Genomic DNA, 24,757 nt, shown 5'->3' with positions numbered 1-24,757 from the left:
ATATCAGATCGGCATCATGCCGGGCGGGGTTCACCCGCCACGTCGCCATCCTTCATCTCGCGCCGCGCTGCCATGCGCGGCGCATCAGAACGCTCGCCAACCGAGGGCTCGATGCCCAGGCGACGCAACACACGGTGACCATCTTCGGTCACAGTCACTTTGGTTTGTCCCTGATCGACGGCAACGTGGACGAGGCGCGCTTGCTCCAGCGCGGCGAGTTCGGGCGGTTCGAGCGCATCGGCATCGATAGGTCCCAGGGATGCGGCCGCCAATATCAACGTGGCGATTTCATGCGGGCTCAGCATGGTCGTACTCCTTGAGGCGATTTTTCACGTCAGCGTACGGGGCAGATGTAAGCCCACGGCTACGCCATGATTACTACGTGTTACGACGTTACGACTCGCCTCAACTTAGGATGAACAGACCCTAGCCTCCCCAGGCGGTCATGCGACTGTCCTGTGAATCTGCTGCCTGATACTCAATCGAGTTCAACTCAATCAAGTTCAATCAATAAGCGCCGCTTCGCGGCGCCTACCCCCTGATGCCTGTGCTCTCGTGCCGGATGCCGCGCGACATTGTCACGGTGCTAACACCGCCTTGGCGCAACTCCCACACATTGAGATGTCGGATCGCAAAGCGTCCGGCGAGTTCGTGTGTTCGGGTTTCCCCTAGTATGCCCGCTTTTTGCGTAGCTTGACGAGCTTCCCCCTTGTTTTGACAGGGTTTGCGGGCCATCGCCCTGCATTTGGCGAGCAACGACACCCCATTTGAGTAATTTTTTTTCTTTTGACGGGGGCGTGATGAAAATATACTTTCCTCCACTTCGTGAATGCTGTCCCTCGTCAACGCGTGGTCATCGGTAAGACCGATGTCCGGATCGATTCGTTGCCGGTGAGTGGGCTCGCAAAACTTTCACGTGCTTTTTGTTACACCCCTTACACCCGTAACACCCTTTACATCGATTACACGGACTCACCGCTGCTTGTCATGATCGACGCCGATTCGTTGCCTGCCGATTTGCCGCTCACCGAGCGCATCGTGCGTGCCATGCCTGAACTGACGCCTGCGCAACAACGCATGGCGGCGTTCGTGCTGGACAACACGTTCCGGGCGGCGACCATGCGTATCGACGAATTCGCCGATGCCGTTGGGGTGTCGCTGGCCACCGTGAACCGTTTCGCCCGCGCGTTGGGTTTCGACGGATACCCGCAATGTCGCGCGGCGATGGTGCGTGGCTTCGAGGCGACGCTGGCTCCCATCGAAAGCCTGCGCACGAGCAAAGCGCAGATGACCGCCAGCGCCGATGTGATGGCCGCCTCGCTCGCGCAAGCGATGGAAAACCTCGACTGGACCCGCCGCACGCTCGATGCTGGCACCTGCGAGCGCGCCGTCGAGACGATCTTGCAGGCGCGCCGCATTCACGTGCTGGGCCTGGGCGCCAGCGGTTACCTCGCGGGTCTGTTGCACCACGGTCTCGACCCTTACTGCGAGAACGTGCAGGCTGTGGTCGGTGTGGGTGGCTCCACGCATGCTGCGCGTCAACTCTTCAAGCTGCGCGAAGGCGATCTCGTGATCGCGCTGGGCTTTCCCCGGTATGTGACGGACACGATTACGCTGTGCCGCCGCCTGCGTGGCCGGGGTGCGCAGATACTCGTGCTGACCGATAGCCCGACGTCGCCGCTTGCGCCGCTGGGCGACATCGTCCTCTTCGTACGTAGCAAGCCGCGTCTGTCGAGCAACTCCGAAGCGAGCGTGCTCGCCATGATCGACGCCCTGTGCGACGCCGTTGCGCAGCGTGCCAAACATGCCGTCGACCGCGCGACGGAACTGACCGATTTCTTGTTGCCGTGGCTCGACTCGGCCTCGGTGGCGTCCGCTGCGGCGTCGGCCAATGCCCCGGCGAACGCGCCAGCCAACGCCCCGTTGGTGCGCCGTGTCGCGACGACTCAGGGCGCGACGCTGGCCGCCAATGCGACAACCTCGGCAACCGCCCCGGCGACGAGCCCGGTGACCCCCTCGACGGCGAACCCGGCCCCAGTGCCAACGTCAACGCCGAAGTCATCGCCGAGTTCATCGCCGAGTTCATCGCTGAGTTCATCGCCATTAGCGAGCGCCGCAACCACTGCCGCGCACGCCAACACGACCCCATCGGCTGCGCTGGCCAAAACGACGCCGAGCGCCCAGGACAGAAAGGACAAAGCCTCATGAGCACCCCACAACGCGCAGTCATCGCCATTCACGGCGGTGCAGGCACCATTAGCCGCGACACGTCGCCCGAAGAACTCAAGGCCTATCACGAAGCGCTTGCCGACGTGCTGCGCGCCGGGCAGGCCGTACTCGCGGCTGGCGGCTCGGCACTCGACGCCGTGACGGAAGCGGTGCGCAAACTGGAAGATTGCCCGCGCTTCAATGCTGGACGCGGGGCTGTATTCACGCATGAAGGCACCCACGAACTCGATGCCGCGATCATGGACGGCACAACGCTCGACGCGGGCGCCATCGCCTGCGTGCACCGTGTGCGCAACCCGATCCTCGCGGCCCGTTCGGTGCTGGAACATAGCCCGCACGTGTTGCTGGTGGGCGAGGGTGCTGAAGCGTTTGTCGCTGAACATGGCGCAGAGTTGGTCGAACCGGCGTACTTCCATACCGACGCGCGTTACGCCCAATGGCAACGCGCACTTGCCGACGCCGCCGTGGCACTCGATCACGACATGCCGCTCAAGCGCAACGATGCCTCGGGCGGTTCAAATGAACCCATCGACCCCGATACCAAATTCGGCACGGTCGGCGCTGTCGCTTGCGACATCCACGGCCACGTGGCCGCCGCGACATCGACCGGTGGCATGACCAACAAGGCCGTGGGCCGCGTCGGCGATTCGCCGCTCATCGGCGCGGGCTGCTATGCCAACGACGCCACCGCGGCCGTGTCGGCAACGGGTACGGGCGAAGCGTTTATCCGCGCCGTGGCTTGCTATGAAGTGGGCGCATTGATGGCCTACGCCGGGCTGTCGCTTGCCGACGCCGCCGAGCGCGTCATTCACGAGCGCTTGCCGCGCGTGCAAGGGCGCGGCGGTCTGATCGCCGTCGATGCACAGGGCAACGTGGCGTTGCCGTTCAACACCGAAGGCATGTATCGCGGCGTCGCTCGCGTGGGCGAGACGCCCGTGACGGCGATCCACGAGTAATCCCCGATTCCCTATCGATTCACCTTCAGTACCGTATTAGCAAGCGTAGATTAGCGAGGACAGGCGTGGCAGAGCGTAAGACAACCCCTACGATTTCGTTGCCCGACGAGCGCGTGCTCGCCGTGGACAACCTCACCGTGCAGTTCGCCACGTCGGAACGTGTGGTGACGGCGGTGCGCGACCTGTCCTTCCACGTCGATCGCGGCGAGACCCTCGCCATCGTCGGCGAGTCCGGTTCCGGCAAATCGGTGACCTCGCTCGCAGCCATGCGATTGGTGGAAAACGGCGGCGGCAAGATTACCCAAGGCTCGATGATCATGCGCCGCCGCAACGGCAAGCTGGTCGATCTGACGAAAGCCAGCGGCCACACCATGCGCACCATTCGCGGTGCCGACATGGCGATGATCTTCCAAGAGCCGATGACCTCGCTCAACCCGGTGTTCCCGGTGGGCGAGCAAATTGCCGAGTCGATTCGACTGCACCAGCGCAAAGACCATGCCGCCGCGCGTGCCGAGGCGCTGCGCATGCTCGAACTCGTGCGCATTCCCGAAGCCCGCCGCGTGCTGGCCCGCTTCCCGCACCAACTCTCGGGCGGCATGCGCCAGCGGGTGATGATCGCCATGGCGCTGTCGTGCAAGCCGGGCATTCTGATCGCCGACGAGCCGACGACGGCCCTCGACGTGACGATTCAGGCGCAGATTCTGCAACTGATTCGCGCGTTGCAAGACGAGATGCATATGGGCGTGGTGTTCATCACGCACGACATGGGGGTGGTGGCCGAAGTGGCCGACCGTGTGCTCGTGATGCACCGTGGCGACAAGGTGGAAGCCGGTCCGTCGCAAGAAATCTTCTCTGCACCGCGCGAGCGTTACACGCAAGCGCTGCTCTCGGCGGTGCCGCGGCTGGGCTCGATGCAAGGCACCGATTTGCCCGCACGCTTTCCGCTGCTGCGCTACGACGCCCCTGCCGATGCCAAACCGGCCGCAGAGACCCCGCAGCCGACGGTCAAGACCGAAGACGGCCCGATTCTGCGCGTGAAAGATCTGGTCGCGCGCTTCGACGTGCCGTCGGGTTTCTTTGGCCGCGTGACGCAGCGCGTGCATGCCGTCGAGCGCGTGAGCTTCGATCTGTATCCCGGCGAAACGCTGGGTCTCGTGGGCGAGTCGGGCTGCGGCAAATCCACCACCGGCCGTGCGTTGCTGCGTCTGGTGGCGAGCCAGGGCGGCTCGATCGAATTTGGCGGTAAGCCGATTCACGATCTCGCAGGACGCGCCTTGCAGACGCTGCGCCGCGACATCCAGTTCATTTTTCAAGACCCGTTCGCGTCGCTCGATCCGCGCTTGACCGTCGGCTTCTCGATCATGGAGCCGCTGCTCGTGCACGGCGTCGCCAGCGGCGCAGAAGCCGAAAAGCGCGTGGCCGAATTGCTCGAACGCGTGGGGCTGCCGGCCGACTATGCGCAGCGTTATCCGCATGAATTCTCGGGCGGTCAGCGTCAGCGTATCGCGATCGCTCGCGCACTCGCGCTCAAACCGAAGGTCGTGATCGCCGACGAATCCGTCTCGGCGCTCGACGTCTCGGTTCAGGCGCAGATCATCAACTTGATGCTCGATCTGCAAAAAGAGTTCGGCATCGCATTCCTTTTCATCTCGCACGATATGGCCGTGGTCGAGCGCATCAGCCACCGGGTGGCGGTGATGTTCCTCGGTCAGATCGTTGAGATCGGCCCGCGTCGGGCGATCTTCGAGAATCCGCAACACCCGTACACGAAGAAGCTCATGTCGGCGGTGCCGATTGCCGATCCGGCGCGGCGTCACGCCAAGCGCGAATTGCTCACGGAAGAAATTCCGAGCCCGATTCGCGCCGTGGGCGACGAGCCGCAAGTGCAGCCGCTCGTGGAAGTGGGCGCAGGGCATTACGTGGCGCGTCATCGCGTCGCGGGGGCGTATTAATTAACCAGAAGGAGAAAGCCAGATGTCGAAAACCGCTTTGCTGGGCGCTCGTTGGAAAACCGCGCTCGCGTCCGTCGCCGTGGCGTCCGCCGTACTCGGCGCAGCTCCGGCGTTTGCCGCCAAGGATGTCGTGATGGCCGTGCAATCGACCTTCACGACGATGGATCCTTACGACGCCAACGACACGCTGTCGCAGGCCGTCGCCAAGTCGTTCTACGAAGGCATGTTCGGCTTCGATAAGGACATGAAGCTCATCAACGTGCTGGCCGATAGCTACACGGTCTCGCCCGATGGCCTCGTCTACACGATCAAGCTCAAGTCGGGCGTGAAGTTCCAAGACGGCACGACCTTCGATGCCGCCGCTGTGAAGGCGAACTTCGACCGCGTGACGAACCCGGACAACAAGCTCAAGCGCTACAACCTGTACAAGGAAATCGCCAAGACGGAAGCGGTCGATGCCCATACGGTGAAGTTCACGCTCAAAGAGCCGTTCTCGCCGTTCATCAACACGCTGGCTCACCCGTCGGCCGTGATCATCTCGCCCGAAGCGCTCAAGAAGTACGGCAAGGACATCGCCTCGCACCCGGTCGGCACCGGCCCGTTCGAGTTCGTCGAATGGAACCGCACCGATTACGTGAAGGTGAAGAAGTTCGACGGCTACTGGAAGAAGGGCTATCCGAAGGTCGACACGATCACCTTCAAGCCGGTGGTCGACAACAACACGCGCGCTGCCGTGATGCAGACCGGCGAAGCTGGCTTTGCTTTCCCGGTGCCCTACGAACAGGCTGACGGCCTGAAGGCAAGCGGCAAGGTCGACGTGATCGCCGGCCCGTCGATCATTCAGCGCTACGTGAGCTTCAACACGAAGCAAAAGCCGTTCGACGACGTGCGTGTGCGTCAGGCCATCAACTACGCCATCAACAAAGAAGCACTGGTGAAGGTGGCCTTCTCGGGCTACGCCACGCCGGCAGAAGGTGTGGTGCCGCAAGGCGTGGACTACGCGACGAAGACCGGCCCGTGGCCGTACAACCCGGCCAAGGCGAAGGAACTGCTCAAGGAAGCCGGTTACCCGAACGGTTTCGAGACCACCCTGTGGTCGGCGTACACGTTCACCACCGCGCAGAAGGTGATCCAGTTCGTGCAGCAGCAATTGGCGCAGGTCGGCATCAAGGCGCAAGTGCGCGCGCTCGAAGCCGGTCAGCGTGTCGAGCTGGTCGAGTCGGCCCCGGACGCCGACAAGGCCCCGGTGCGTATGTACTACGTGGGCTGGTCGTCGTCGACGGGTGAAGCCGACTGGGCGCTGCGTCCGCTGCTGTCCTCGGAATCGTTCCCGCCGAAGCTGTTCAACACGGCGTACTACAAGAACGATGCGGTGGATGCCGACTTCAACAAGGCGCTGCTCACGACGGACCGCGCCGAGAAGGCCAAGCTGTACACCGATGCACAACAGAAGATCTGGAACGATGCGCCGTGGGCGTTCCTCGTGACGGAAAAGCTGCTGTACTCACGTAACAAGAACCTGAGCGGTGTGTACACCATGCCCGACGGCTCGTTCAACTTCACCGATATCTCGATGAAGTAAGCCTGCCTTGCAGGTTTGAAGTACCCCGCGCCGCCGCGCATGTCGCGGCGGCGCGGCATAACCGGCGAACCGGTGCGCGCAAGCCCACCGAGAGCCGCGAGACAGACATGGTTTGGTAAGACGTTCGGCAAGACTGCGATGCTCAATTACTTTTTCAAACGCCTGCTCGGCCTGATCCCCACGCTACTGATCGTGGCGGTGCTGGTGTTCGGCTTCGTGCATATGTTGCCGGGCGATCCGGCGCGTCTGGCGGCCGGTCCACAGGCAGACGAGGCGACCGTGGCGCTGGTGCGTCAGGATCTCGGCCTCGACAAGCCGCTGCTGTATCAATTCACTCACTTCATCTCGCACGCCGTGCGGGGCGATTTCGGCGTGTCGATGCGCAGCAAGCAACCGGTATCGGAAGAGATCGGCAGTCGCTTCATGCCCACGCTGTGGCTCACGCTGATCAGCATGATCTGGTCGGTGGTGATCGGCATGGGCATTGGCGTGGCGTCGGCGGTATGGCGCAATCGCTGGCCCGACCGGCTGGGCATGACGCTGGCGGTCTCGGGCATCTCGTTCCCGGCGTTCGCCATGGGCATGCTGCTCATGCAAGTGTTCTCGGTGCAACTCGGCTGGCTGCCCACCATGGGCGCCGATTCGTGGAAGAGCTACATCCTGCCCTCGATCACGCTGGGCGCGGCCGTGGCCGCCGTGATGGCGCGCTTTACCCGTTCGGCATTCGTCGAAGTGCTGCATGAAGACTTCGTGCGCACGGCGCGCGCGAAGGGCCTGAACGAAATGCGCGTGGTGTTCAAGCATGCGCTGCGTAACGCCATGATTCCCGTCGTCACGATGATGGGGCTGCAATTCGGTTTTCTGCTCGGCGGCTCGATCGTCGTCGAGGTGGTATTCAACTGGCCGGGCCTTGGGCGCCTGCTGGTCGATTCGGTCGAGATGCGGGACTACCCCGTGATTCAGGCGCTGGTGCTGCTGTTCTCGCTCGAGTTCATTCTGATCAACCTCGTGGTCGACGTGCTGTACGCCGTCATCAACCCGACCATTCGCTACAAGTGAGGCACGCACAATGAACGCGGGTCAACCTACGACTGCAACCCCGGCCGCTGCGGCCAACGCCAATCGCGTGCGCACTCCGTGGCGCGAGTTCTGGCGCAAGTTCAAGAAGCAGCACATCGCGCTCGTCGCCGGTGGTTTCGTGCTGCTGCTCGTCATCATCGCGATTCTCGCGCCGCACCTGGTGCCGTTCGATCCGGAGAACTTCTTCGATTACGACGCGCTGAACGCCGGCCCGTCGTCGAAACACTGGTTCGGCGTCGATTCGCTGGGCCGCGACATCTTCAGCCGCGTACTGGTCGGCACACGCATCTCGCTGGCGGCGGGCTTCGGCTCGGTGGCCATCGGGGCGATCATCGGCACGGTGCTTGGGCTGCTTGCCGGGTATTACGAAGGCTGGTGGGACCGCATCGTGATGCGTATCTCCGACGTGCTGTTCGCATTCCCGGGCATCTTGCTGGCCATCGGCGTGGTGGCGGTGCTGGGTAACGGCATGGTCAACGTGATTGTCGCCGTGGCCATCTTCTCGATTCCGGCATTCGCGCGGCTCGTGCGCGGCAACACGCTCGTGCTCAAGCACATGACGTACATCGAAGCGGCACGCTCGATCGGCGCGTCGGACTGGACGATCATCATGCGGCACATTCTGCCGGGCACGGTGTCGTCGATTGTGGTGTACTTCTCGATGCGTATCGGCACGTCGATCATCACCGCTGCGAGTCTGTCGTTCCTCGGTTTGGGCGCACAGCCGCCTACGCCGGAGTGGGGCGCCATGCTCAACGAGGCGCGTGCCGACATGGTCAACGCACCGCACATCGCAATCTTCCCGAGCTTGGCCATCTTCTTGACCGTGCTCGCGTTCAACCTGCTCGGCGACGGCCTGCGCGACGCGCTCGACCCGAAACTCGACCGACACTGAGCATTCGACAGGGCTTGTCATGACGCAGACGCCAGACTCGCGCGAAACCTCGTTCGGCGCGCCGTACGTCGGGCTTCTGCCGGCCGGCCCGCGCGATGCGATTACCGATGTGCCCGGCGTGTTCGTCGGGCATGCCACGCTCGCCGAGGGCGCGATTCAGACCGGTGTGACGGTGGTCTGCCCGACGCCCGCCGAGGGGATCGCAGGCGTCGCCCCCGGTGCTGCGCCCGACATCGCGTGGGACCCGTTCCGCGCCAAGATTCCCGCCGCGGCGGCCGTCATCAACGGCTTCGGCAAGAGCGTCGGTCTGATGCAGATCGACGAACTGGGGGTGATCGAAGCCCCCATTGCCCTGACCAACACCTTTTCCGTGAGCCACGTCGTCCTCGGGCAGTTACGTGCTGCCATCGAGGCGAACCCGACGATCGGGCGCGGCGCGCCGTCGCTCAATCCGGCGGTGTTCGAGTGCAACGACGGCTATCTGAACGATATGCAGGCGTTCGCGGTGACCGAAGACCACTATGCGCAGGCGCTGGCCAGTGCCTCGGCCGAGTTCGCACAAGGGGCGGTCGGCGCCGGGCGCGGCATGTCGAGCTTCGGCCTGAAGGGCGGGATCGGCTCGGCGTCGCGCGTTGTCGAGACGGCCGGTGCCACCTTTACCGTCGGCGTGATGGTGCTGTCCAACTTCGGCCGCCCGTCGCAGTTGACCATTGCCGGGCGCCACGTCGGCGCGGTACTAGACGAACGTCTGGCGCAGCCGGAGCAGAGCGTGGCTCCCGAGCGCGGCTCGATCATCATGCTGGTCGCCACCGATGCGCCGCTCGACGCGCGCCAGTTGCGCCGCGTCGCGACGCGCACGGGCGCCGGACTGGCGCGTACCGGGTCCGTCTACGGGCACGGCAGCGGCGATGTCGCACTGGCCTTTACCACCGGGTACACCGTGGCGCACGACGCGCTTGGGCGGGTCGCGCCCGCAGCGTTGGTGCCCGACCATTTACTCGATCCCATTTTTCAAGCGACAGCCGACGCCACCGAGCAGGCCATCCTGCATGCGCTCTTTGCTGCGGAATCGGTGCTTGGGCGCAACGGCCACGTGCGTCGCGCCCTCGCTGACGTGCTGCCCGACTGGGCGGCGCTCTGAGGCGCGGCTTCTGTCTACCGCTGCCCGAAGCCTCAATTAGCCACGGCTCGCGAAATCAACCTTTCTGACATCATGCGAATCCTCATTTCCACCGATATCGAGGGCGTCGCCGGCGTCTTCCATCCCGAACAGACCCGCGCCGGGAATGGCGAGTACGAGCGTGCGCGCCGTTGGATGACCCAAGAGGCGAATGCCGCCGTCCTGGGGGCGTTCGAAGGCGGCGCGACCGAAGTGATGGTCAACGACTCGCATGGCGGGTTTCGAAATCTGCTGCCAGACGAACTCGACCCGCGCGCCCGTCTGGTGCTCGGTAAGCCGCGTTATCTGGGCATGGTGGCGGGGGTGGAAGCGGGCTGCGACGCCATTTTCATGGTCGGCTATCACGGCAAAGCCCAGAGCGCGGGCATTCTCGCGCACACGATCAACAGCTTTGCGTTCGCCCGCGTCTGGCTGGCAGGCGAGGAAGCGAGCGAGGCCCGGCTGTACGGGGCACTGGCGGGCGAGCGCGGCGTGCCGGTGGTGATGGCCAGCGGCGACGATGTGTTCTGCGACGAGACGCAACTGATCTTCCCGCACGTGCGCTTCGTGCAGACCAAGGCCGCATGGGGGCAGGGCAGCGGTATGACCCTCAACCCGCGCGAGTCGTGCGACCTGATCCGGCAGGCGGCCAAAGAGGCGCTGGCCGACCCGCGCAAATGGCATCCGTACCAGGTCGAAGTGCCGGTGGAAGTGCGCGTGCAAGCGCAAACCACGGCGCTGGCCGACCTGTTCTGCCAATGGCCTACGCTGGAGCGGGTTGACGGGGTGACGCTGCAATTTACGGCCCCCACCGTCGAAGCCGCCGTGCGCATGCTCAATTGCCTGTCCGCGATGTCGTCGATGCTGCGGTAGCGCACCTGCCATCGGGGGCGCCCCACTGTTGTTAAGAAGCGACTGACTTAGGGTTTGGGACAGCCGACGCGTTTTGGGTGACGTGCGATAATCCGTAATATTTTGTAACAGGTGAGCCCGCCGCGTTACACCTGTGGATTGTTGAGCGTCGGCCATGACCGACGGGGAATCATGGATATCAGAAACGCCCGACGTTGGGCGGAGCCCGGCGCCAAGCGCTATGTCGGGGCATTGATGGTGGTATTTGCTGCGTTTCTCTTTCGCAGCCTGCTGCACCCGGTGCTCGATCACTCGATGCCGGGTATCTTCTTCGCTTGTGCGGTCATCATCGTCGAATTCGTGTGGGGCCTGGGCCCGGCGCTCATGGCGATGGTCATCAGCATCCCGATCTTCGATTTCTTCTTCGTGCCGCCGTTTCGCGATATCGCGATGGTCGATCGCCGTGACGTGATGATCGTCACCGGCTTTCTCACGGTCACGCCGCTGGCCGTCGTGCTCATCGAGCGTCTGCGCCGCGCGCAATACCGCGCCGAACTCATTGCCGAAGTCGCCCAGACGCGCTACGAAATGCTGCTGCGTGCCGAGAACGAGCGCATGGTGCTGTCCGACTCGGTGCAGTTGGGCAACGCGCTGATGACGTATCTGACCAAGCATCTCGATACGATCTTTTATCTGGCGAACCCGACCACGCATTACGAATTCATCGACGAGCATTTCCGCCGGGCAACGGGCGTCACGCCCGAAATCGTGAAGCGCGACGGTCTGCGCGCCTTGCTGCATCCGGAAGACGCGCAGCGTTTGGCGGGGCTCTTCAATCCCGAAGCGCCACGCCCGCAACACGGCGCACACAATCTGCGCATGCTGAGCCGCGATGGCGGCTACGAAATGTTCGCCTGCGAGTTGCAGTATTTCCAGGCGCACCTCGGCACCTACGTCATCCTGCGTCTGCATTCGGGGCCGGCCGTGCGTCCGGTCACCCCGTTGCATACGCTCACACCCGCCGCTAACGCACGCGAAGTCATCGAGACGCCGGTCGTCTCGGGCGGAGTCTGACCATGTTTCAAGAAAATATCTTCTACAAAGGCGGCGAACACGCAGTGTTGCTGTTGCCGGGCTTGTCGAGCACGCCGCTCGAAATGCGACCCGTCGCGCGGGCGTTGCACCGCGAGGGCTATACCGTCTCGGTGCCGCATATCGAGGGATACGGACTCGGCGCGCCGTGCAGCGACTGGCGCTCGTGGGTGGCCGCTGCACGGGCCAAGTATCGCGAATTGCGCGAGACGCACGAGACCGTGTCGCTGTGCGGGCTGTGCATCGGTGCCACGCTGAGCCTCGCTGTGGCGCAGGAAGAACCGGATGTGACGGCGTTGTCGTTGCTGGCCGTGACGCTGGTGTACGACGGCTGGACGATTCCTTGGTACTACCCGCTCATCGATCTGGTCTTCCATACGCCGTTTCGCAATCGCTATCGCTATCACGAGAAGGCCCCGTACGGGCTGAAGAACGAAGCGCTGCGGGCGCGCGTGGCCAAGTCGATGTCGCAGCACGACGCGTCGGAAATTGGCGCGGCCTCGTTGCCGCTCGCGCACCTGTATCACGCGCGTCGTCTCGCGGCGCATGTGCGTGAGCGGCTCGATCGCGTGACAGCCGACTGCCTGATCATTCACGCCGTCGACGACGATACGTCGAGCCCGCACAACGCGCGCATCGTCTACAACGGTGTGTCGTCCGAAGTGAAACAGAAGTGCCTGCTCGGCGAGAGCTATCACATCCTCACGATGGACAACGAGCGCGAGACCGTCGCCGACGAGACGCGCCGCTTCTTCCGCGAAGCCGTCGCACGTCGCACCGGTGCGGCGTCGTCCGAGACGCGCATCATCTCCAAGGCGCTGCTGCGCGCAAAGCGCCGTCAAGCGGCCGCTTAGCACGCCCCTTTCTTCCCATTGTTTATGACAGGGTATCCGGTCACCTGACCGGTTCCCTGATATCTCGGCGCGTCTAATCCTTCGCAATACTAGGGTTGTGACATGTCATCAAACTGCCATCGATGGCCGGTTATGGTCGGGGTTTTACGATTCCCCGGCGCCCGTTTGGGCTGCGGCATATCTGGCCATGTCTTCGCTCGTCATCGAATCCGTTAGTAAGCAGTGGGGCGATGCATATGCCCTGCGCGATGTGAGTTTTTCGGCCGAGGCCGGCTCGCTGGTGGTGCTGCTCGGCCCGTCCGGATGCGGTAAATCGACGCTGCTGCGTATGATCGCCGGACTCGAGACACCGAGCACCGGGCGCATCTTGCTCGGCGGCACCGATGTGACGGGCTTGCCGCCCGCACGCCGCAAGCTCTCGATGGTGTTCCAGTCGTATGCGCTGTTCCCGCATCTGTCGGTGCGCGAGAACCTGCTCTTCGGCCTGCGCGTACGTGGCGAACCTGCCCGCGACTATCCGCAACGCCTTGCACGTGTGGCCGATCTGCTCGGGCTCGCGCCTTATCTCGATCGCAAGCCGTCGCAACTCTCGGGTGGTCAGCAACAACGTGTGGCGCTGGGCCGCGCGGTGATTGCCGAGACGTCGGTGTGTCTGATGGACGAGCCGCTCTCGAATCTCGACGCGCAACTGCGTCAGGAAATGCGCCGCGAGATTCGCGCGCTGCAACAGAAACTCGGCATGACGTTGGTCTACGTCACGCACGATCAAACAGAAGCAATGAGCATGGCCGATCAGGTCGTGCTGCTGCGCGACGGCCGCATCGAGCAAGCGGGTGCGCCGCAAACCCTCTATACCGCGCCTGCCACTCGCTTTGCCGCGAGCTTTATCGGCACGCCGCCGATGCAACTGCTGCAACTGGTACGTCATGGCGAGGCGTTGGTCCCCGCCGGACAAACCGGCCCGGCGCTCGCCTCGGCCGGTATGCGCGACAGCGCACTGCTGGGTCTGCGCCCGGAACATGTTTGCGCCGTGCCGCCGACGGCGGTGGGCGCGGTACTCGCCACGGTGAGCGCGGTCGAATATCTCGGGGCCGATACGCTGGTCGCCTGCACGTTGGGCGCGGCCGGTGAGATCGCGACGCGCGTGCCCGGACACCGTCCGTTCGCGCCGGGTGACGCCATCGGCCTGCAATGGGACGCTGCCGAGCAACATCTGTTCGATGCCGAGACGGGCTTGCGCGCAGACGTGTCGACAGGGCAGGGGCTTGAACTGGGCCATGCGGCCAACGCAGCCCATGCGGTGAATGGAGCGGACGCCGCGACGTCGCTGGATACGAGCGTGCCGCCGCCGATGCCGCAGGCCGCTGTGACCGCCAACGCCGTACAGCACGCCTGAGTGCGCCCCGCGAGGCCATAACGGGTAGCGGTCACAGCGGCCCGACAAGCACTCGATTTCACGATCACCACAAAACAACGAGTCTTACCACCACGCTTTCATGGGGAACCAAGCGACATGCGACGCACGATTCTGAAAACGTTTGCGGCAAGTCTGGCCGCGATGGCAATGGGCACAATGGGCACCATGGCCAACCCGGCCATGGCGCAACAAAAGCCGGTCGAACTGACGTTCTACTACCCGGTGGCCGTCGGCGGCCCGGTGACCAAGATCATTAACGATCTGGTCGCCGACTTCGAGAAAGATCATCCGAACATCAAGGTCAAGCCGGTCTACGCCGGGACCTATCAAGATTCCGTGGTGAAGGCCCTGACCGCCGCCAAGGCAGGCACGCCGCCGCAACTGGCCGTGCTCGCCGCTGCCGACGTCTTCACGCTGATCGACGAAGACGCCGTCGTGCCGATCGACAGCGTCGCCAACACGGCGGCCGACAAGCAGTGGCTCGACGGTTTCTACCCGGCGCTGATGATGAACTCGCGCATCAACGGCCACACGTGGGGCGTGCCGTTCCAGCGTTCGACCATCGTGATGTACTGGAACAAGGACCTGTTCCGCGAAGCCGGTCTCGATCCGGACCGTGCCCCCGCCAACTGGGAAGAGCTCGCCGCCTATGCGCAGAAGCTCACCAAGCGCGATGCGTCGGGCAACGTGACGCAATGGGGTATCAAGGTGCCGTCGACGGGCTTCGGCTACTGGCTGTTCCAGGCGTTCACGACACCGGCGGGTATCGAGCTGATGAACGCGTCGGGCAACAAGACATTCCTGAACGCGCCGCAAGCGGTCGAATCGCTCCAGTTCTGGGTTGATCTCGCCACAAAGTACAAGGCCATGCCGACCGGCTCGATCGAGTGGGGCACCACGCCGAAGGACTTCCTCGAGAAGAAGGCCGCGATCATTTACACGACCACCGGCAACCTGACCAACATTCGCACCAACGCCACGTTCCCGTTCGGCGTGGGCAAGATGCCCGCGAAGGTGCGCGGCGGCAGCCCGACCGGCGGCGGCAACTTCTATGTGTTCAAGAAGAGCACGCCGGAAGAGAAGCAGGCGGCGATGACCTTCATCAAGTGGGCCACCACGCCTGAGCGTGCTGCGCAGTTCGGTATCGACACCGGCTACGTGGCAGTGACGCCGGCTGCGTGGGAAACCCCGGCGATGAAGCAATACGTGCAGAAGGTGCCCGCCGCCGCCGTGGCGCGCGATCAGCTTGGCAGCAGCGTGGCCGAGTTCTCGACGCACGACAATCAACGCGTGACCAAGGCACTCAACGACGCGCTGCAAGCGGCGCTCACGGGCACGAAGTCGCCGAAGCAGGCGCTCGACGACGCACAGCGTGAATCGGACCGCATCTTGCGTGCTTACTCGCGCTAATGCCAGCTAATGCCCGCTAATGCACGGCTGATGCACTGAGCGTCAATTTGTTTTGTTGAAAATGCGGGACCGCGACACGCTGGCAGCACATCGCAATTGCAACGTGCAGGGGTGTCCGGTCCCGAGTGCTGAATCGATGGATCGTCGATGAACCGTACTTCCTCCTCTTGGGTGCCCTGGCTGCTGCTGTTACCGGCGCTGGTGCTGCTCGTCGCCTTCACGCATTACCCGGCGGTGGCCACCTTGTGGCATAGCTTTTTTTCGACCGCGCGTGCAGGGGCGCCGTCGGTGTACGTGGGGGCGGAGAACTATCAACTGTTGCTCGACGACCCGGTGTTCTGGCAGGCGTTGCGCAACAACGTGCTGTTTGCGCTGGTGACGGTGCCGGTGGCGATTGCGATCTCGATTGCCATGGCGCTTTGGGTGCATCGCCAAGTGCCGGGCCGCGCGCTGTTGCGGCTTGCGTACTTCACCCCGGCGATCTTGCCGATGATCGCCGTGGCGAACATCTGGCTCTTCTTCTACACGCCGCAATACGGGCTGATCGCACAGATTTCGCAAGCGTTCGGCGGCAGCGATTACAACTGGCTCGGCCAACCGGGCACGGCACTTCCCGCGCTGATGATCGTGACGATCTGGAAGGAAGCCGGGTTCTTCATGATTTTTTATCTGGCGGCGCTGCAACAAATCTCGCCGACGTTGGCGGAAGCCGCCGCGCTCGAAGGCGCATCGCGCTGGCAGTTCTTCCGCCGCGTGCAATGGCCGCTGTTGATGCCGACAACGGTGTTTGTCGTGATCAATGCTGTGATCAACGCGTTCCGGCTGGTCGATCACATTGTGGTGATGACGCGCGGCGGGCCCGATAACGCGACGCAACTGCTGCTGTATTACATCTATCAGGTGGCGTTCAGCTTCTGGGACACGTCGTACGCGGCGGCGCTCACAGTGGTGTTGCTCACACTGCTGGCCATTGTCGCCTTCGTGAAATTCCGTCTGCTCGACTCGCGCACGCACTACCAATGACGACTCCCGCCCAGCCTCTGCGTCCTCTCGATTCCACGGCCAACGGTCGGCCGCCGCGTGCGGTGTTGCCCGCGTTTTCTGCGACGGGCGACACCCGCCTCGTCGATATTGCTGGGGCTTGGCTGCTTGGCCTGCTCTGGCTGCTGCCGTTGCTTTATGCGCTGTGGAGCGCGTTCCACCCGTCGGCCTATGCCACGCGATTCTCGCTGTCGGCACCGCTCACGCTTGATAACTTCGTGCATGCGTGGCAGGCGGCGCCGTTTGGCCGATATCTGATCAATACGTTTGTGCTCGTCACGGTCATTCTGGCGGCGCAATTGGTGCTCGCCACGCTCGCGGCCTACGCGTTCGCCCGCTTCACGTTCCGTGGCAGCGAAGTCGCCTTCATGATCGTGCTGTTGCAACTGATGGTGATGCCCGACGTGCTGATCGTGGAGAACTACCGCACGATTGCATGGATGGGACTGCGCGATTCGATTCTCGGCATTGCGCTGCCGTATTTCGCGTCGGCGTTCGGCATCTTCTTGCTGCGTCAGGCATTCAAGACTGTGCCGAAGGAGCTTGACGACGCGGCGCGCGTGGAAGGCGCGAATGCGTGGCAAGTGCTGTGGCGTGTGTATGTGCCGTTGGCGCGTCCGGTGTACGTGGCCTATGCGCTGGTGTCGATTAGCCATCACTGGAACAACTTCTTGTGGCCGCTGATCGTGACCAACTCGGTCGAGACGCGTCCGCTTACCGTGGGGCTGCAAGTGTTCTCGTCGACCGATCAGGGCATCGACTGGTCGCTGATTACTGCCGCCACCCTGATGACGGCGGCGCCGCTGTTCATCGCCTTCCTGCTGTTTCAGCGGCAGTTTGTGCAGTCGTTTATGCGCGCTGGCATTCGCTGAGCGCACAAAGCAAAACGGCACGCCGCAATGGCGTGCCGTCTTTGATGACTGCTCGGTGGCTACCGTGCCGACTTATTTATCGGCGGCTTTGACGAGCAGCACCGGCAGCGTGGTGATGCGCAGCAGCGTTTCGGCCACGCTGCCCAGCAGCAGGCGGTTGATACCGCGGCGGCCATGGGTGCCCAGCACGATCACGTCGGCATTCCATTCCTGCGCTTCACGCAGCACGGCATCGGCAATTTCGTCGGTGCCAGCGTCAAGCGAGATCATTTTCGTCTCGACATCTACGCCGCGCTTCTTCAGATCGGCTTGTGCCGTGGCGAGAATCTCGCTCGTTTCCTTCTCGAACGATTCCTGGCTCTCGAGCGGCACGAAACCGCTGTAGGCACCGGCAGCGTAGGCGTTGGCGAGGGAGGGGACCACAGAGATCAGACGAATCTTGCCTTGGCTCAGGGCGACGAGTTTGACGGCTTCGTCGATGGCGCGATTGGAGGGAGTACTACCGTCGATCGATACCAGAATACGGTCATACATGATGGCGTCCTCTTAAGGGCTGGTGATTCGGATGGTTTTATTCTCGCATCGCGTGCACTGAAAGTCATCCAGTCGGATGCGGGGGAATTGACCGCACGCAATAACGCATCGTAATGCCAACCGCCGGCGCGCGCACGTCAAGGTGCGGGGCCGGCGGGGGCGCGTTAGCGCGATCGAGCGTTTGGCAGCGCGCCGAGGGCCAAATCCGTTGAATCAGTTGGCCCGGCAGGCGATGACGAGATTGGCGACGCCGCCGTTCGTGTCGCGCGTGAGCACGTCGTACGGCTTGCCTGCGCATTGGGTGAGGGCGCGCTGTTCGCAGTCGCCGCTGGAACTGGCGGAGCACTGAATCTGCTGGGTCGGACGTCCGTCCGGTGTGAACAGCGGCGCGGACGATCCGCAGGCGGAGAGGGTGAGTGTGAGCGTCCCCGAGGACAACAGCATGGCGATCTTGGCGAGTTTTTTCATCGTGTTTATCTGACCTAACTGGCTCTCGGGAGTATAGCCTGCCGCCTCAGGCGCCGGACACCGGCGCCCCATCGGGGGCGCTCAATCGCTGCCGCCGCAAGGTGCGCAAGCTGTCGAAAACGACGAGCGCGACCCCGATCCAGATCGGTACATAAGTCCACAAACCCTGCGCCGTGAACGGCTCGCCCAGCACGAAGAGCGACACCGCGAAGAGCAGCACCGGTTCCACATAGCCCAGAATGCCGTACAGCCCGATCGGCAGCAGGCGCGCCGCGCCGAAGGTCGTCGCCAGTGCGCTGGCACTGAGCAGCCCGAGCGCGGGCAGCCACAGCCAGAACCGGGGCTCGCTGAGAACCATGGCGTTTTGCGGCCATGCCTGCCAGAGCAAGACGGCGGCCACTGGCGCCATGATCAGCATTTCGAGCACGAAGCCGCACAGGGCGTCGAGCCGCAGTTGCCGACGCAGCATGAAGTACGGCGGATAGCCGAACATGATGACCGCAGTAACCCACGACAGCGCGCGGGTGGACCAGAGTTCGTGGCCAACGCCCAAGATGGCGAAAACGACCGCGAGCGTTTGCAAGGGCGTCAGGCGCTCCTTGTACACGGTGCGCCCGGCCAGCACCATCGTCAGCGGCAGCAAAAAGTACCCGAGCGAGGCGTCGAGCATGCGCTGTTGCAGCGGTGCCCAAACGAACAACCAGAGCTGCACGCCCAGCAGTAACGCGCACACCAGCAGCGCGCCGAGGGCGGCGGGGCGGTGCAAAACGTGCGCGAGCGTGTGCTTGAGCACCGGCCAGCGCCTGAGCGCGCTCACGATGACCAGCGCACCGGGCAGCGTGAGTAAGATGCGCCATGCGAACACGTCCAGCCCCGAGAGCGGGGTGAGTTGCGACACAAGCGCAGGCAACATGGCAAACATGACGGATGCCGAAACCGAGAGCATCACGCCGCGACCGGAGAGCATGAGAATCCTGAGGGAGCGGGGGAGGGGGCGCCGGGGCAACCCCGGAAGTCAGGCCGCGAGCATAGCAAATTTGTGTCGATTTGCGCTGGGTAGGGGCCGAATTCGGAGAGATGTCATCAACAGATTGTATGATCGCGAGGCGCTTGTTTTGCCCGCTCGTGCCGTCGGCATGGGACCGGTGCCTGTCATTTTTTGCAGCCTTCGCGGGCTGCGTTCTCAAGGAGATCCGTGCATGTCGTCCGCACCTGCTACCCCGGCTACCCCGGTTACCGAATACGCCGCATTTGCCGCCACGCTGGCCGATGCCGTGCGGCCGCTTTCGCTCGGCTGGTTCCGCCGTCGCCTCGCCGTGGATGACAAGGCCGACGAAAGCCCGGTGACGATTGCCGACCGCGAAGTGGAAACGGCCCTCCGCGCGCAGATTGCCGCCCGCTATCCGGCGCACGGCATCTGGGGCGAGGAGTTCGGCAAGCTCAATCCTGACGCGGAGTACGTCTGGTCGGTCGATCCGATCGATGGCACACGCAGCTTTATTACCGGCCATCCGCTTTGGGGCACCTTGCTGGCGTTGCTGCACAACGGCCGCCCCGTGGTCGGGGTGATCGACATTCCCGCGACGGGTGAGCGCTGGGTCGGCGTGAACGATGCCGTGGCCGGTCTGCGCGAGGCGCGTTTCGACGGTCAACCCTGCGCCACGAGCCCGGTGACGTCGCTGGCCGAGGCGACCGTGTACGCCACGTCGCCCGACATCTTCGACGCTGCCGAATACGCCCAATTCGAGCGGCTGACGAAGGCGGTGAGCCGCCGCCGCTTCGGTGGAGATTGCTACGCGTACGGGCTGCTCGCGAGCGGCCACATCGAGTTGGTCATGGAAGCGGGTTTGCAGACGTACGACTATCTGGCCGTTGCGCCGGTGATCGAGGCCGCGGGTGGCATCATCACCGACTGGGACGGCCAGCCGCTGACGCTGGCATCGCAAGGCCGCGTGCTAGCGGCTGCCAACGCCGAGTTGCACGCTGCGGCGCTCGCCTGCATTCAGGGCCGCTGAAGATTGGCGTGGGGCATGCCGCGCCAGATGCGCGGCAGCAGCACACCAAGCACGACACCGCGCGTGGCGAGAAACGCCATCAGCGCAAGCCAAAGACCGTGATTGCCCCACGCCCCCAGCGTGAGCGGCATCACGGCGCCAAAGACGACGAGTCCGATCAGCGACGAACTCAGCAGCTCGCGCGTGCGAGTGGCGCCGATGAATACCCCGTCGAGCTGAAAACACCACACGGCGACAATCGGCGAGATGACCGCCCACGGCAGAAATTCACGCGCCGTGAGCCGCAATGCGGGCTGGTCCGTCAGCGTGTCGATGATTGCGCCGCCCGCCACCGCATAGACGAGTGCGAACGCCACCGCACAGCCGAGCGCCCAGCCGAGCGACAAGCGAATCGCATGCAGCAGCGCTTCGCGTTGCCGCGCACCGACATACGCGCCGACCAGCGCTTCGGCCGCATGCGCGAAGCCGTCGAGGCCATACGCCATGAACGTCTGAAAGTTGAGCAGCAGCGCATTGGCCGCCAGCGTCGTATCGCCAAGCCGTGCCCCCACGCGGGCAAACCATGCGAACGCCAGTTGCAGGAATAACGTGCGCAGGAAGATGTCGAGATTGAGCCGCAGCAGCCGCCAAAGGGCGCTGCGTTCGACCAGTGCCGCCAAACGCAGCGGGGGCAGCCCCGGCGTGCGCGCCAGCCACAACAGCCATGCGCCGAGGGCGAAGCCCAGCACATCGGCAAGCGCGGTGGCGATGGCGATGCCTGCCACGCCCCAGTGCAGCCCGCGCACGAACACGAGTACGGCGACGATGTTCACCACATTGATGAACACCTGCACCATCAAGCCCTGCCGCACGCGCTGGCAAGCCAGCAAATAGCCGAGCACCACGTAATTGCCGAGGGCGAGCGGTGCCGCAAGGATGCGAATACCGGCGTACTCGCGCCCGAGCGCCTGCACTTGTTCGCTGCCGCCAAGCCACGACACACCGAGCGACACCAGCGGCGCGCGAAACAACAGCAGCACGACACCGATCGAGAACGCCAACGCCAGCGCACGGCAGAGGGTGTCGCGCAATGCGACGGCGTCGCGCGACCCGAAGGCCTGTGCGGCGAGGCCGGTCGTGCCCATGCGCAGAAACGAGAAGCCCCAGAAGATCAGATTGAGTAGCAGTGCGCCGAGGGCGACGCCGCCCAAATAGGCCGGGCCCGGCAGATGGCCCGCGACCGCCGTATCCACGGCCGACAGCAGGGGCTGAGTGAGGTTGGCGAGCACAATGGGCACCGCCAAACGAAGGAGTTGCCGGTGACCGACGCTCGCAGGGGCAGGGTTCATGTAAGAGAAGTGCGGTCACCGTTCATGGCGGTGCCGTCGGAATCCGCACGAGGCGGCGAATTTAGGATGGCGCTGATTATACGTTGGACACGGACGGTACAATGGCCCCACTTTTCCACGCCATTCCAAGACTTCCAAGACTGCGCATGTCGTTCTCGTCACCGTCCTCTTCGTCTTCCGCACGCATGCTCATGCGTGCCCTCGCTGCCGCGCTGTGTTTGGCCAGCCTACCCGTGCTGGCCGATGTGACGGTCGATCGCGGACCGCCGCCGCCGCGCCATGAGAACCCGCCCGCGGCCACCGGCACGCAGTTCTGGGTGCCCGGTTATTGGCAGTGGACGGCCGGTCGTTATGACTGGATCGACGGGCATATGGAAACCAAGCGGCCGGGCATGCGTTACACGCCACCGCATTGGGAAGAGACCGCCTCGCACGAGTGGACGCTGCGCGATGGCAAATGGGCACCCACGAGCTGGGGCCCGGGCACGATTCACGAAATTCGCGCGCCAAAATAAGCGGATTCCGAAGCGGAATCCGCTCAGCACTTAAAACTATTAGCTATCAATATCGGCAGGCTAACGTGCTGCGGCATCGTGCCGCAGCACTTGAAAGTTTTTCATCTTTTCCTTCGATTATTTGCGATTGCAAATGTCACATTGATGCGGATGCGCGCTTTGCGCATTCCCGCCAAATCACCTCAACGCAATACAGGCAACGGGCTGGCAAGATTTTCTAGAAATTTGTCAGGAATGCTATGTATTTAATTCGATGCAGACTTGACGCGCATAAGCTCATGCCGCTACGGAAAACATATTGACACGCCCGGAACGTTGAACAACACTATGCCGACACCGCGTCACCACGAAATGCGGAACAGTCGCAGATAGCGTAATTTAAATAACTCGCAGTACGAGTTTTTCTGATGGAAGACATCGTATACGAGCGTTTAAGGCACGTTTCATGCGGCTTATGGTGTAGCGCCTGGGGCTTCTGAGGGAGGAGGCGGGCGTCATCGATTATCGGGTTGTCTCAACGTTTTGGGATCCGCTATGAACACCGTACGCTTCGGCCCGAGTGCCGCTCTGGTCACTTTGCTTTTCCCTGTCCCCACATCCACGCCGGGCGCAAGTACGCCCAGGCGCATAACGTAAAACCGATCATTCCGATCGGGCTGCCCGTTGTCTTTGGCCGCCCGTTGCTGCCGCTTGCGCATTTTCAATTCGGTTTAATTCGCTGCTGATGTCATTTTCGTGCCATGTTTCACGGCACGCCCCGTCACCACTGTGTGACACGAGGCTGGAGCATTTATGCAGTGTTCAGTTCCGCTGTTTGATGCAGTGCCGTTGATCACGGTATTCGTGTGCGTTGTATTGGGCCAATTGCTTGGCCGCATCAAACTCGGTCCGATTCAGCTCGGCGGAGTGTGCGGCGCGTTGTTAGTGGCGTTGCTCGTTGGGCAGACCGGCTGCATGGTCGAGGGCTCGCTCAAAGACTTTGCGTTCGCATTGTTCATCTTCGCGATGGGCTTCTCCGCTGGGCCGCAGTTCGTCGAAAACCTGAATCTGCGTGGCCTGCGCTTCGGCGTGCTGTCGATCATCGAAGTGGTGTTCGTCTTCGGCATCGTGATGATCGCCGTTAAAGTGCTCGGCCTCGATCCCGGCACGGCGGGCGGTCTGGCCGCAGGTGCCGCGACCGAGTCGGCCATGGTCGGTACGGCCATCGAAGCCCTCAACCGGCTGGGCCTCGACCCCGCCGATTTCAAGGCGCTGCAAGCCAACGTGGTCACGGCCTACACGCTGACCTACGTGTTCGGCCTCATCACCATCGTGCTGTTCACCAACTTGCTCGCTCCGCGTCTGCTTGGCATCGATCTCAAGCAGGACAGCGCTCGTCTGGAGCGCGAGATGGAGGAGGAAAACGGCGCGGAATCGGGTGCCCCCGCCGCGCCGGACATCGTCGGTCGCAGCTATCGCGTGGCCCATCCGGGGCTGACCGTTGCGGCACTGGAAGCGGCCCTCGAAGGGCGCGTCGCCGTTGAGCGCGTGCGTCGCGCGACGGCCGCTGTTCCAGTGGCGCAGGCGCTCGCGTTCGAGGTCGGCGACGAACTGCTGTTGGTCGGGCGGCGCGACGCCATGCTCGAAGCGCATGCGCTGGTCGGCCCCGAAGTGGCGGGCACCGAGACGAACGAAATCGTGCTTGTCGAGCGCGACTTCGTCATGACGAACAAGGAAGCCGAAGGCCGCACGGTCACCGACCTGCGTCGCGAGGCACCGGTCGAGTTGCGCCACGGTGTGTTCGTGAAATCGGTCAAGCGCATGGGCATGCAATTGCCGTCGCTGGGCAAGATCGCGCTGCAACGCGGCGACGTGATTACGTTGCAAGGCTTGGAGCAGGACATCGAACGCGCCGGAGCGGTGCTGGGTAAAGAAGTGCCGCGCGGCAACAAGACGAGTCTGGTGTTCGTCGGTCTCGCGCTGATTCTCGGCCTTTGCATCGGTCACTTGTCGGTACGCATGGGCGGTGTGCCGATGACGCTGGGCAGCGGCGGTGGGGCATTGCTCACCGGCCTTGCTAGCGGTTGGCTGCTCTCGCGCCGGCCCACGTGGGGCACGTTCCCCCCGGCCGCGTACGAGTTGCTCAAGGATCTGGGACTGGCGGTGTTCGTCGTGTGCGTGGGGCTTTCCGCAGGGCCGCAGGCGGCCGTGCTGCTTCGCGAACACGGGGTGGCACTGCCGGTCGTGGGTATTTGTGTGTCGCTCATTCCGGCCCTCGTTTCACTCTGGGTCGGCCATAAGTTGCTGCGCATCGACGGCCCGGTCTTGATCGGCGCCATCGCCGGTCAGCAGGCCAGCACGCCTGCGATCAGCGCAGTGGTTCAAACGGCGGACAGCGCGTTGCCGGTCGTGGGGTACACGGTGACCTACGCCCTGTCGAACGTGTTGTTGCCACTGATGGGACCGGCGGTGGTGTTCGTCGCTCATCAGTTTTCGCACTAGGACTTGTTCACGCGCACCCCGTACG

At 63.5% G+C, this 24,757-nt stretch carries 22 protein-coding genes; 17 read left to right on the top strand and 5 right to left on the bottom strand.

The window, feature by feature from the left end; all coding sequences use genetic code 11:
* Nucleotides 1-14 precede the first annotated feature (14 nt).
* Nucleotides 15-305 carry a hypothetical protein gene (locus PPN31114_RS09090; protein ID WP_174987817.1) on the bottom strand — a complete coding sequence of 97 codons (291 nt, stop codon included), beginning with the start codon at nt 303-305 and terminating at the stop codon, nt 15-17.
* A 682-nt stretch (nt 306-987) separates the two neighbouring features.
* Here PPN31114_RS09090 and PPN31114_RS09085 point away from each other — a divergent pair.
* From PPN31114_RS09085 to PPN31114_RS09020, 14 genes are all read left to right on the top strand, one after another.
* Nucleotides 988-2,208 (top strand): MurR/RpiR family transcriptional regulator, encoded by a 1,221-nt coding sequence (locus PPN31114_RS09085; RefSeq protein ID WP_150679053.1) that lies wholly within the window; start codon nt 988-990, stop codon nt 2,206-2,208.
* On the top strand, nt 2,205-3,185 hold the full coding sequence (locus PPN31114_RS09080; RefSeq protein ID WP_150679052.1) for an isoaspartyl peptidase/L-asparaginase family protein: 981 nt from the start codon (nt 2,205-2,207) through the stop codon (nt 3,183-3,185). Before PPN31114_RS09085 ends, PPN31114_RS09080 begins: the two co-directional genes overlap by 4 nt.
* Nucleotides 3,186-3,250: 65 nt before the next feature.
* The gene (locus PPN31114_RS09075; RefSeq protein ID WP_150679051.1) at nt 3,251-5,137 is read left to right on the top strand and encodes a dipeptide ABC transporter ATP-binding protein; all 1,887 of its coding nucleotides are present in this window, start codon (nt 3,251-3,253) and stop codon (nt 5,135-5,137) included.
* Between the two features lie 22 nt (nt 5,138-5,159).
* Nucleotides 5,160-6,719: a glutathione ABC transporter substrate-binding protein GsiB gene (gsiB, locus tag PPN31114_RS09070; protein ID WP_150679050.1), complete on the top strand. Its 1,560-nt coding sequence runs from the start codon at nt 5,160-5,162 to the stop codon at nt 6,717-6,719.
* Between the two features lie 138 nt (nt 6,720-6,857).
* Nucleotides 6,858-7,778, top strand: a complete 921-nt coding sequence (gsiC, locus tag PPN31114_RS09065) for a glutathione ABC transporter permease GsiC (protein WP_150679049.1) — start codon at nt 6,858-6,860, stop codon at nt 7,776-7,778.
* A gap of 10 nt (nt 7,779-7,788) precedes the next feature.
* Nucleotides 7,789-8,694, top strand: a complete 906-nt coding sequence (gene gsiD / locus PPN31114_RS09060; protein ID WP_150679048.1) for a glutathione ABC transporter permease GsiD — start codon at nt 7,789-7,791, stop codon at nt 8,692-8,694.
* A gap of 19 nt (nt 8,695-8,713) precedes the next feature.
* Entirely contained in the window at nt 8,714-9,835 is a 1,122-nt protein-coding gene (locus PPN31114_RS09055; RefSeq protein ID WP_150679047.1) for a DmpA family aminopeptidase, read from the top strand.
* Nucleotides 9,836-9,907: 72 nt separating this feature from the next.
* The gene (locus PPN31114_RS09050; protein WP_150679046.1) at nt 9,908-10,726 is read left to right on the top strand and encodes a M55 family metallopeptidase; all 819 of its coding nucleotides are present in this window, start codon (nt 9,908-9,910) and stop codon (nt 10,724-10,726) included.
* A gap of 171 nt (nt 10,727-10,897) precedes the next feature.
* Entirely contained in the window at nt 10,898-11,779 is an 882-nt protein-coding gene (locus PPN31114_RS09045; protein WP_150679045.1) for a DUF4118 domain-containing protein, read from the top strand.
* Between the two features lie 2 nt (nt 11,780-11,781).
* On the top strand, nt 11,782-12,651 hold the full coding sequence (locus PPN31114_RS09040) for an alpha/beta hydrolase (protein WP_150679044.1): 870 nt from the start codon (nt 11,782-11,784) through the stop codon (nt 12,649-12,651).
* Nucleotides 12,652-12,838: 187 nt separating this feature from the next.
* Entirely contained in the window at nt 12,839-14,047 is a 1,209-nt protein-coding gene (locus tag PPN31114_RS09035; RefSeq protein WP_150679043.1) for an ABC transporter ATP-binding protein, read from the top strand.
* Between the two features lie 117 nt (nt 14,048-14,164).
* Nucleotides 14,165-15,478 carry an ABC transporter substrate-binding protein gene (locus tag PPN31114_RS09030; RefSeq protein WP_150679042.1) on the top strand — a complete coding sequence of 438 codons (1,314 nt, stop codon included), beginning with the start codon at nt 14,165-14,167 and terminating at the stop codon, nt 15,476-15,478.
* 147 nt (nt 15,479-15,625) lie between these two features.
* Nucleotides 15,626-16,501: a carbohydrate ABC transporter permease gene (locus PPN31114_RS09025; protein WP_150679041.1), complete on the top strand. Its 876-nt coding sequence runs from the start codon at nt 15,626-15,628 to the stop codon at nt 16,499-16,501.
* Nucleotides 16,498-17,391 carry a carbohydrate ABC transporter permease gene (locus tag PPN31114_RS09020; protein WP_246182445.1) on the top strand — a complete coding sequence of 298 codons (894 nt, stop codon included), beginning with the start codon at nt 16,498-16,500 and terminating at the stop codon, nt 17,389-17,391. The genes PPN31114_RS09025 and PPN31114_RS09020 overlap by 4 nt, the downstream gene beginning before the upstream one ends.
* 72 nt (nt 17,392-17,463) lie before the next feature.
* On the opposite strand, the gene PPN31114_RS09015 is transcribed toward PPN31114_RS09020, so the two are convergent.
* From PPN31114_RS09015 to rarD, 3 genes are all read right to left on the bottom strand, one after another.
* Nucleotides 17,464-17,925 (bottom strand): universal stress protein, encoded by a 462-nt coding sequence (locus PPN31114_RS09015; protein WP_150679040.1) that lies wholly within the window; start codon nt 17,923-17,925, stop codon nt 17,464-17,466.
* Between the two features lie 213 nt (nt 17,926-18,138).
* Complete coding sequence (locus PPN31114_RS09010; protein ID WP_246182444.1) at nt 18,139-18,393, bottom strand: lipoprotein; 255 nt, start codon at nt 18,391-18,393, stop codon at nt 18,139-18,141.
* Nucleotides 18,394-18,439: 46 nt separating this feature from the next.
* Nucleotides 18,440-19,360, bottom strand: a complete 921-nt coding sequence (rarD, locus tag PPN31114_RS09005; protein ID WP_150679039.1) for an EamA family transporter RarD — start codon at nt 19,358-19,360, stop codon at nt 18,440-18,442.
* A 232-nt stretch (nt 19,361-19,592) separates the two neighbouring features.
* Between rarD and hisN the strand changes: the two genes are divergently transcribed.
* On the top strand, nt 19,593-20,408 hold the full coding sequence (gene hisN, locus PPN31114_RS09000; RefSeq protein ID WP_150679038.1) for a histidinol-phosphatase: 816 nt from the start codon (nt 19,593-19,595) through the stop codon (nt 20,406-20,408).
* On the opposite strand, the gene PPN31114_RS08995 is transcribed toward hisN, so the two are convergent.
* Nucleotides 20,396-21,736 (bottom strand): MATE family efflux transporter, encoded by a 1,341-nt coding sequence (locus PPN31114_RS08995; RefSeq protein ID WP_150679037.1) that lies wholly within the window; start codon nt 21,734-21,736, stop codon nt 20,396-20,398. The two genes, hisN and PPN31114_RS08995, sit on opposite strands and share 13 nt — an antisense overlap.
* 146 nt (nt 21,737-21,882) lie before the next feature.
* Here PPN31114_RS08995 and PPN31114_RS08990 point away from each other — a divergent pair, with 146 nt between their 5' ends.
* Nucleotides 21,883-22,251: a YXWGXW repeat-containing protein gene (locus PPN31114_RS08990; RefSeq protein WP_174987814.1), complete on the top strand. Its 369-nt coding sequence runs from the start codon at nt 21,883-21,885 to the stop codon at nt 22,249-22,251.
* A 792-nt stretch (nt 22,252-23,043) separates the two neighbouring features.
* The gene (gene aspT, locus PPN31114_RS08985) at nt 23,044-24,732 is read left to right on the top strand and encodes an aspartate-alanine antiporter (protein ID WP_150679035.1); all 1,689 of its coding nucleotides are present in this window, start codon (nt 23,044-23,046) and stop codon (nt 24,730-24,732) included.
* Nucleotides 24,733-24,757 lie beyond the last annotated feature (25 nt).

The organism is Pandoraea pneumonica (assembly GCF_902459645.1).
Lineage (GTDB): Bacteria > Pseudomonadota > Gammaproteobacteria > Burkholderiales > Burkholderiaceae > Pandoraea > Pandoraea pneumonica.
This window is presented reverse-complemented; position numbering and strand designations above follow the sequence as displayed.

What these genes read in the sequence shown, in the direction of transcription:
- PPN31114_RS09090 (WP_174987817.1), bottom strand. Translation starts at nt 305, where the DNA reads ATGCTGAGCCCGCATGAAATCGCCACGTTGATATTGGCGGCCGCATCC.
- PPN31114_RS09025 (WP_150679041.1), top strand. Translation starts at nt 15,626, where the DNA reads ATGAACCGTACTTCCTCCTCTTGGGTGCCCTGGCTGCTGCTGTTACCG.
- aspT (WP_150679035.1), top strand. Translation starts at nt 23,044, where the DNA reads ATGCAGTGTTCAGTTCCGCTGTTTGATGCAGTGCCGTTGATCACGGTA.
- PPN31114_RS09015 (WP_150679040.1), bottom strand. Translation starts at nt 17,925, where the DNA reads ATGTATGACCGTATTCTGGTATCGATCGACGGTAGTACTCCCTCCAAT.
- PPN31114_RS09030 (WP_150679042.1), top strand. Translation starts at nt 14,165, where the DNA reads ATGCGACGCACGATTCTGAAAACGTTTGCGGCAAGTCTGGCCGCGATG.
- PPN31114_RS09045 (WP_150679045.1), top strand. Translation starts at nt 10,898, where the DNA reads ATGGATATCAGAAACGCCCGACGTTGGGCGGAGCCCGGCGCCAAGCGC.
- PPN31114_RS09085 (WP_150679053.1), top strand. Translation starts at nt 988, where the DNA reads ATGATCGACGCCGATTCGTTGCCTGCCGATTTGCCGCTCACCGAGCGC.
- PPN31114_RS09050 (WP_150679046.1), top strand. Translation starts at nt 9,908, where the DNA reads ATGCGAATCCTCATTTCCACCGATATCGAGGGCGTCGCCGGCGTCTTC.
- gsiC (WP_150679049.1), top strand. Translation starts at nt 6,858, where the DNA reads ATGCTCAATTACTTTTTCAAACGCCTGCTCGGCCTGATCCCCACGCTA.
- PPN31114_RS09035 (WP_150679043.1), top strand. Translation starts at nt 12,839, where the DNA reads ATGTCTTCGCTCGTCATCGAATCCGTTAGTAAGCAGTGGGGCGATGCA.
- PPN31114_RS09055 (WP_150679047.1), top strand. Translation starts at nt 8,714, where the DNA reads ATGACGCAGACGCCAGACTCGCGCGAAACCTCGTTCGGCGCGCCGTAC.
- PPN31114_RS08990 (WP_174987814.1), top strand. Translation starts at nt 21,883, where the DNA reads ATGTCGTTCTCGTCACCGTCCTCTTCGTCTTCCGCACGCATGCTCATG.
- hisN (WP_150679038.1), top strand. Translation starts at nt 19,593, where the DNA reads ATGTCGTCCGCACCTGCTACCCCGGCTACCCCGGTTACCGAATACGCC.
- PPN31114_RS09080 (WP_150679052.1), top strand. Translation starts at nt 2,205, where the DNA reads ATGAGCACCCCACAACGCGCAGTCATCGCCATTCACGGCGGTGCAGGC.
- PPN31114_RS08995 (WP_150679037.1), bottom strand. Translation starts at nt 21,736, where the DNA reads ATGAACCCTGCCCCTGCGAGCGTCGGTCACCGGCAACTCCTTCGTTTG.
- gsiD (WP_150679048.1), top strand. Translation starts at nt 7,789, where the DNA reads ATGAACGCGGGTCAACCTACGACTGCAACCCCGGCCGCTGCGGCCAAC.
- PPN31114_RS09040 (WP_150679044.1), top strand. Translation starts at nt 11,782, where the DNA reads ATGTTTCAAGAAAATATCTTCTACAAAGGCGGCGAACACGCAGTGTTG.
- rarD (WP_150679039.1), bottom strand. Translation starts at nt 19,360, where the DNA reads ATGCTCTCCGGTCGCGGCGTGATGCTCTCGGTTTCGGCATCCGTCATG.
- PPN31114_RS09020 (WP_246182445.1), top strand. Translation starts at nt 16,498, where the DNA reads ATGACGACTCCCGCCCAGCCTCTGCGTCCTCTCGATTCCACGGCCAAC.
- gsiB (WP_150679050.1), top strand. Translation starts at nt 5,160, where the DNA reads ATGTCGAAAACCGCTTTGCTGGGCGCTCGTTGGAAAACCGCGCTCGCG.
- PPN31114_RS09010 (WP_246182444.1), bottom strand. Translation starts at nt 18,393, where the DNA reads ATGAAAAAACTCGCCAAGATCGCCATGCTGTTGTCCTCGGGGACGCTC.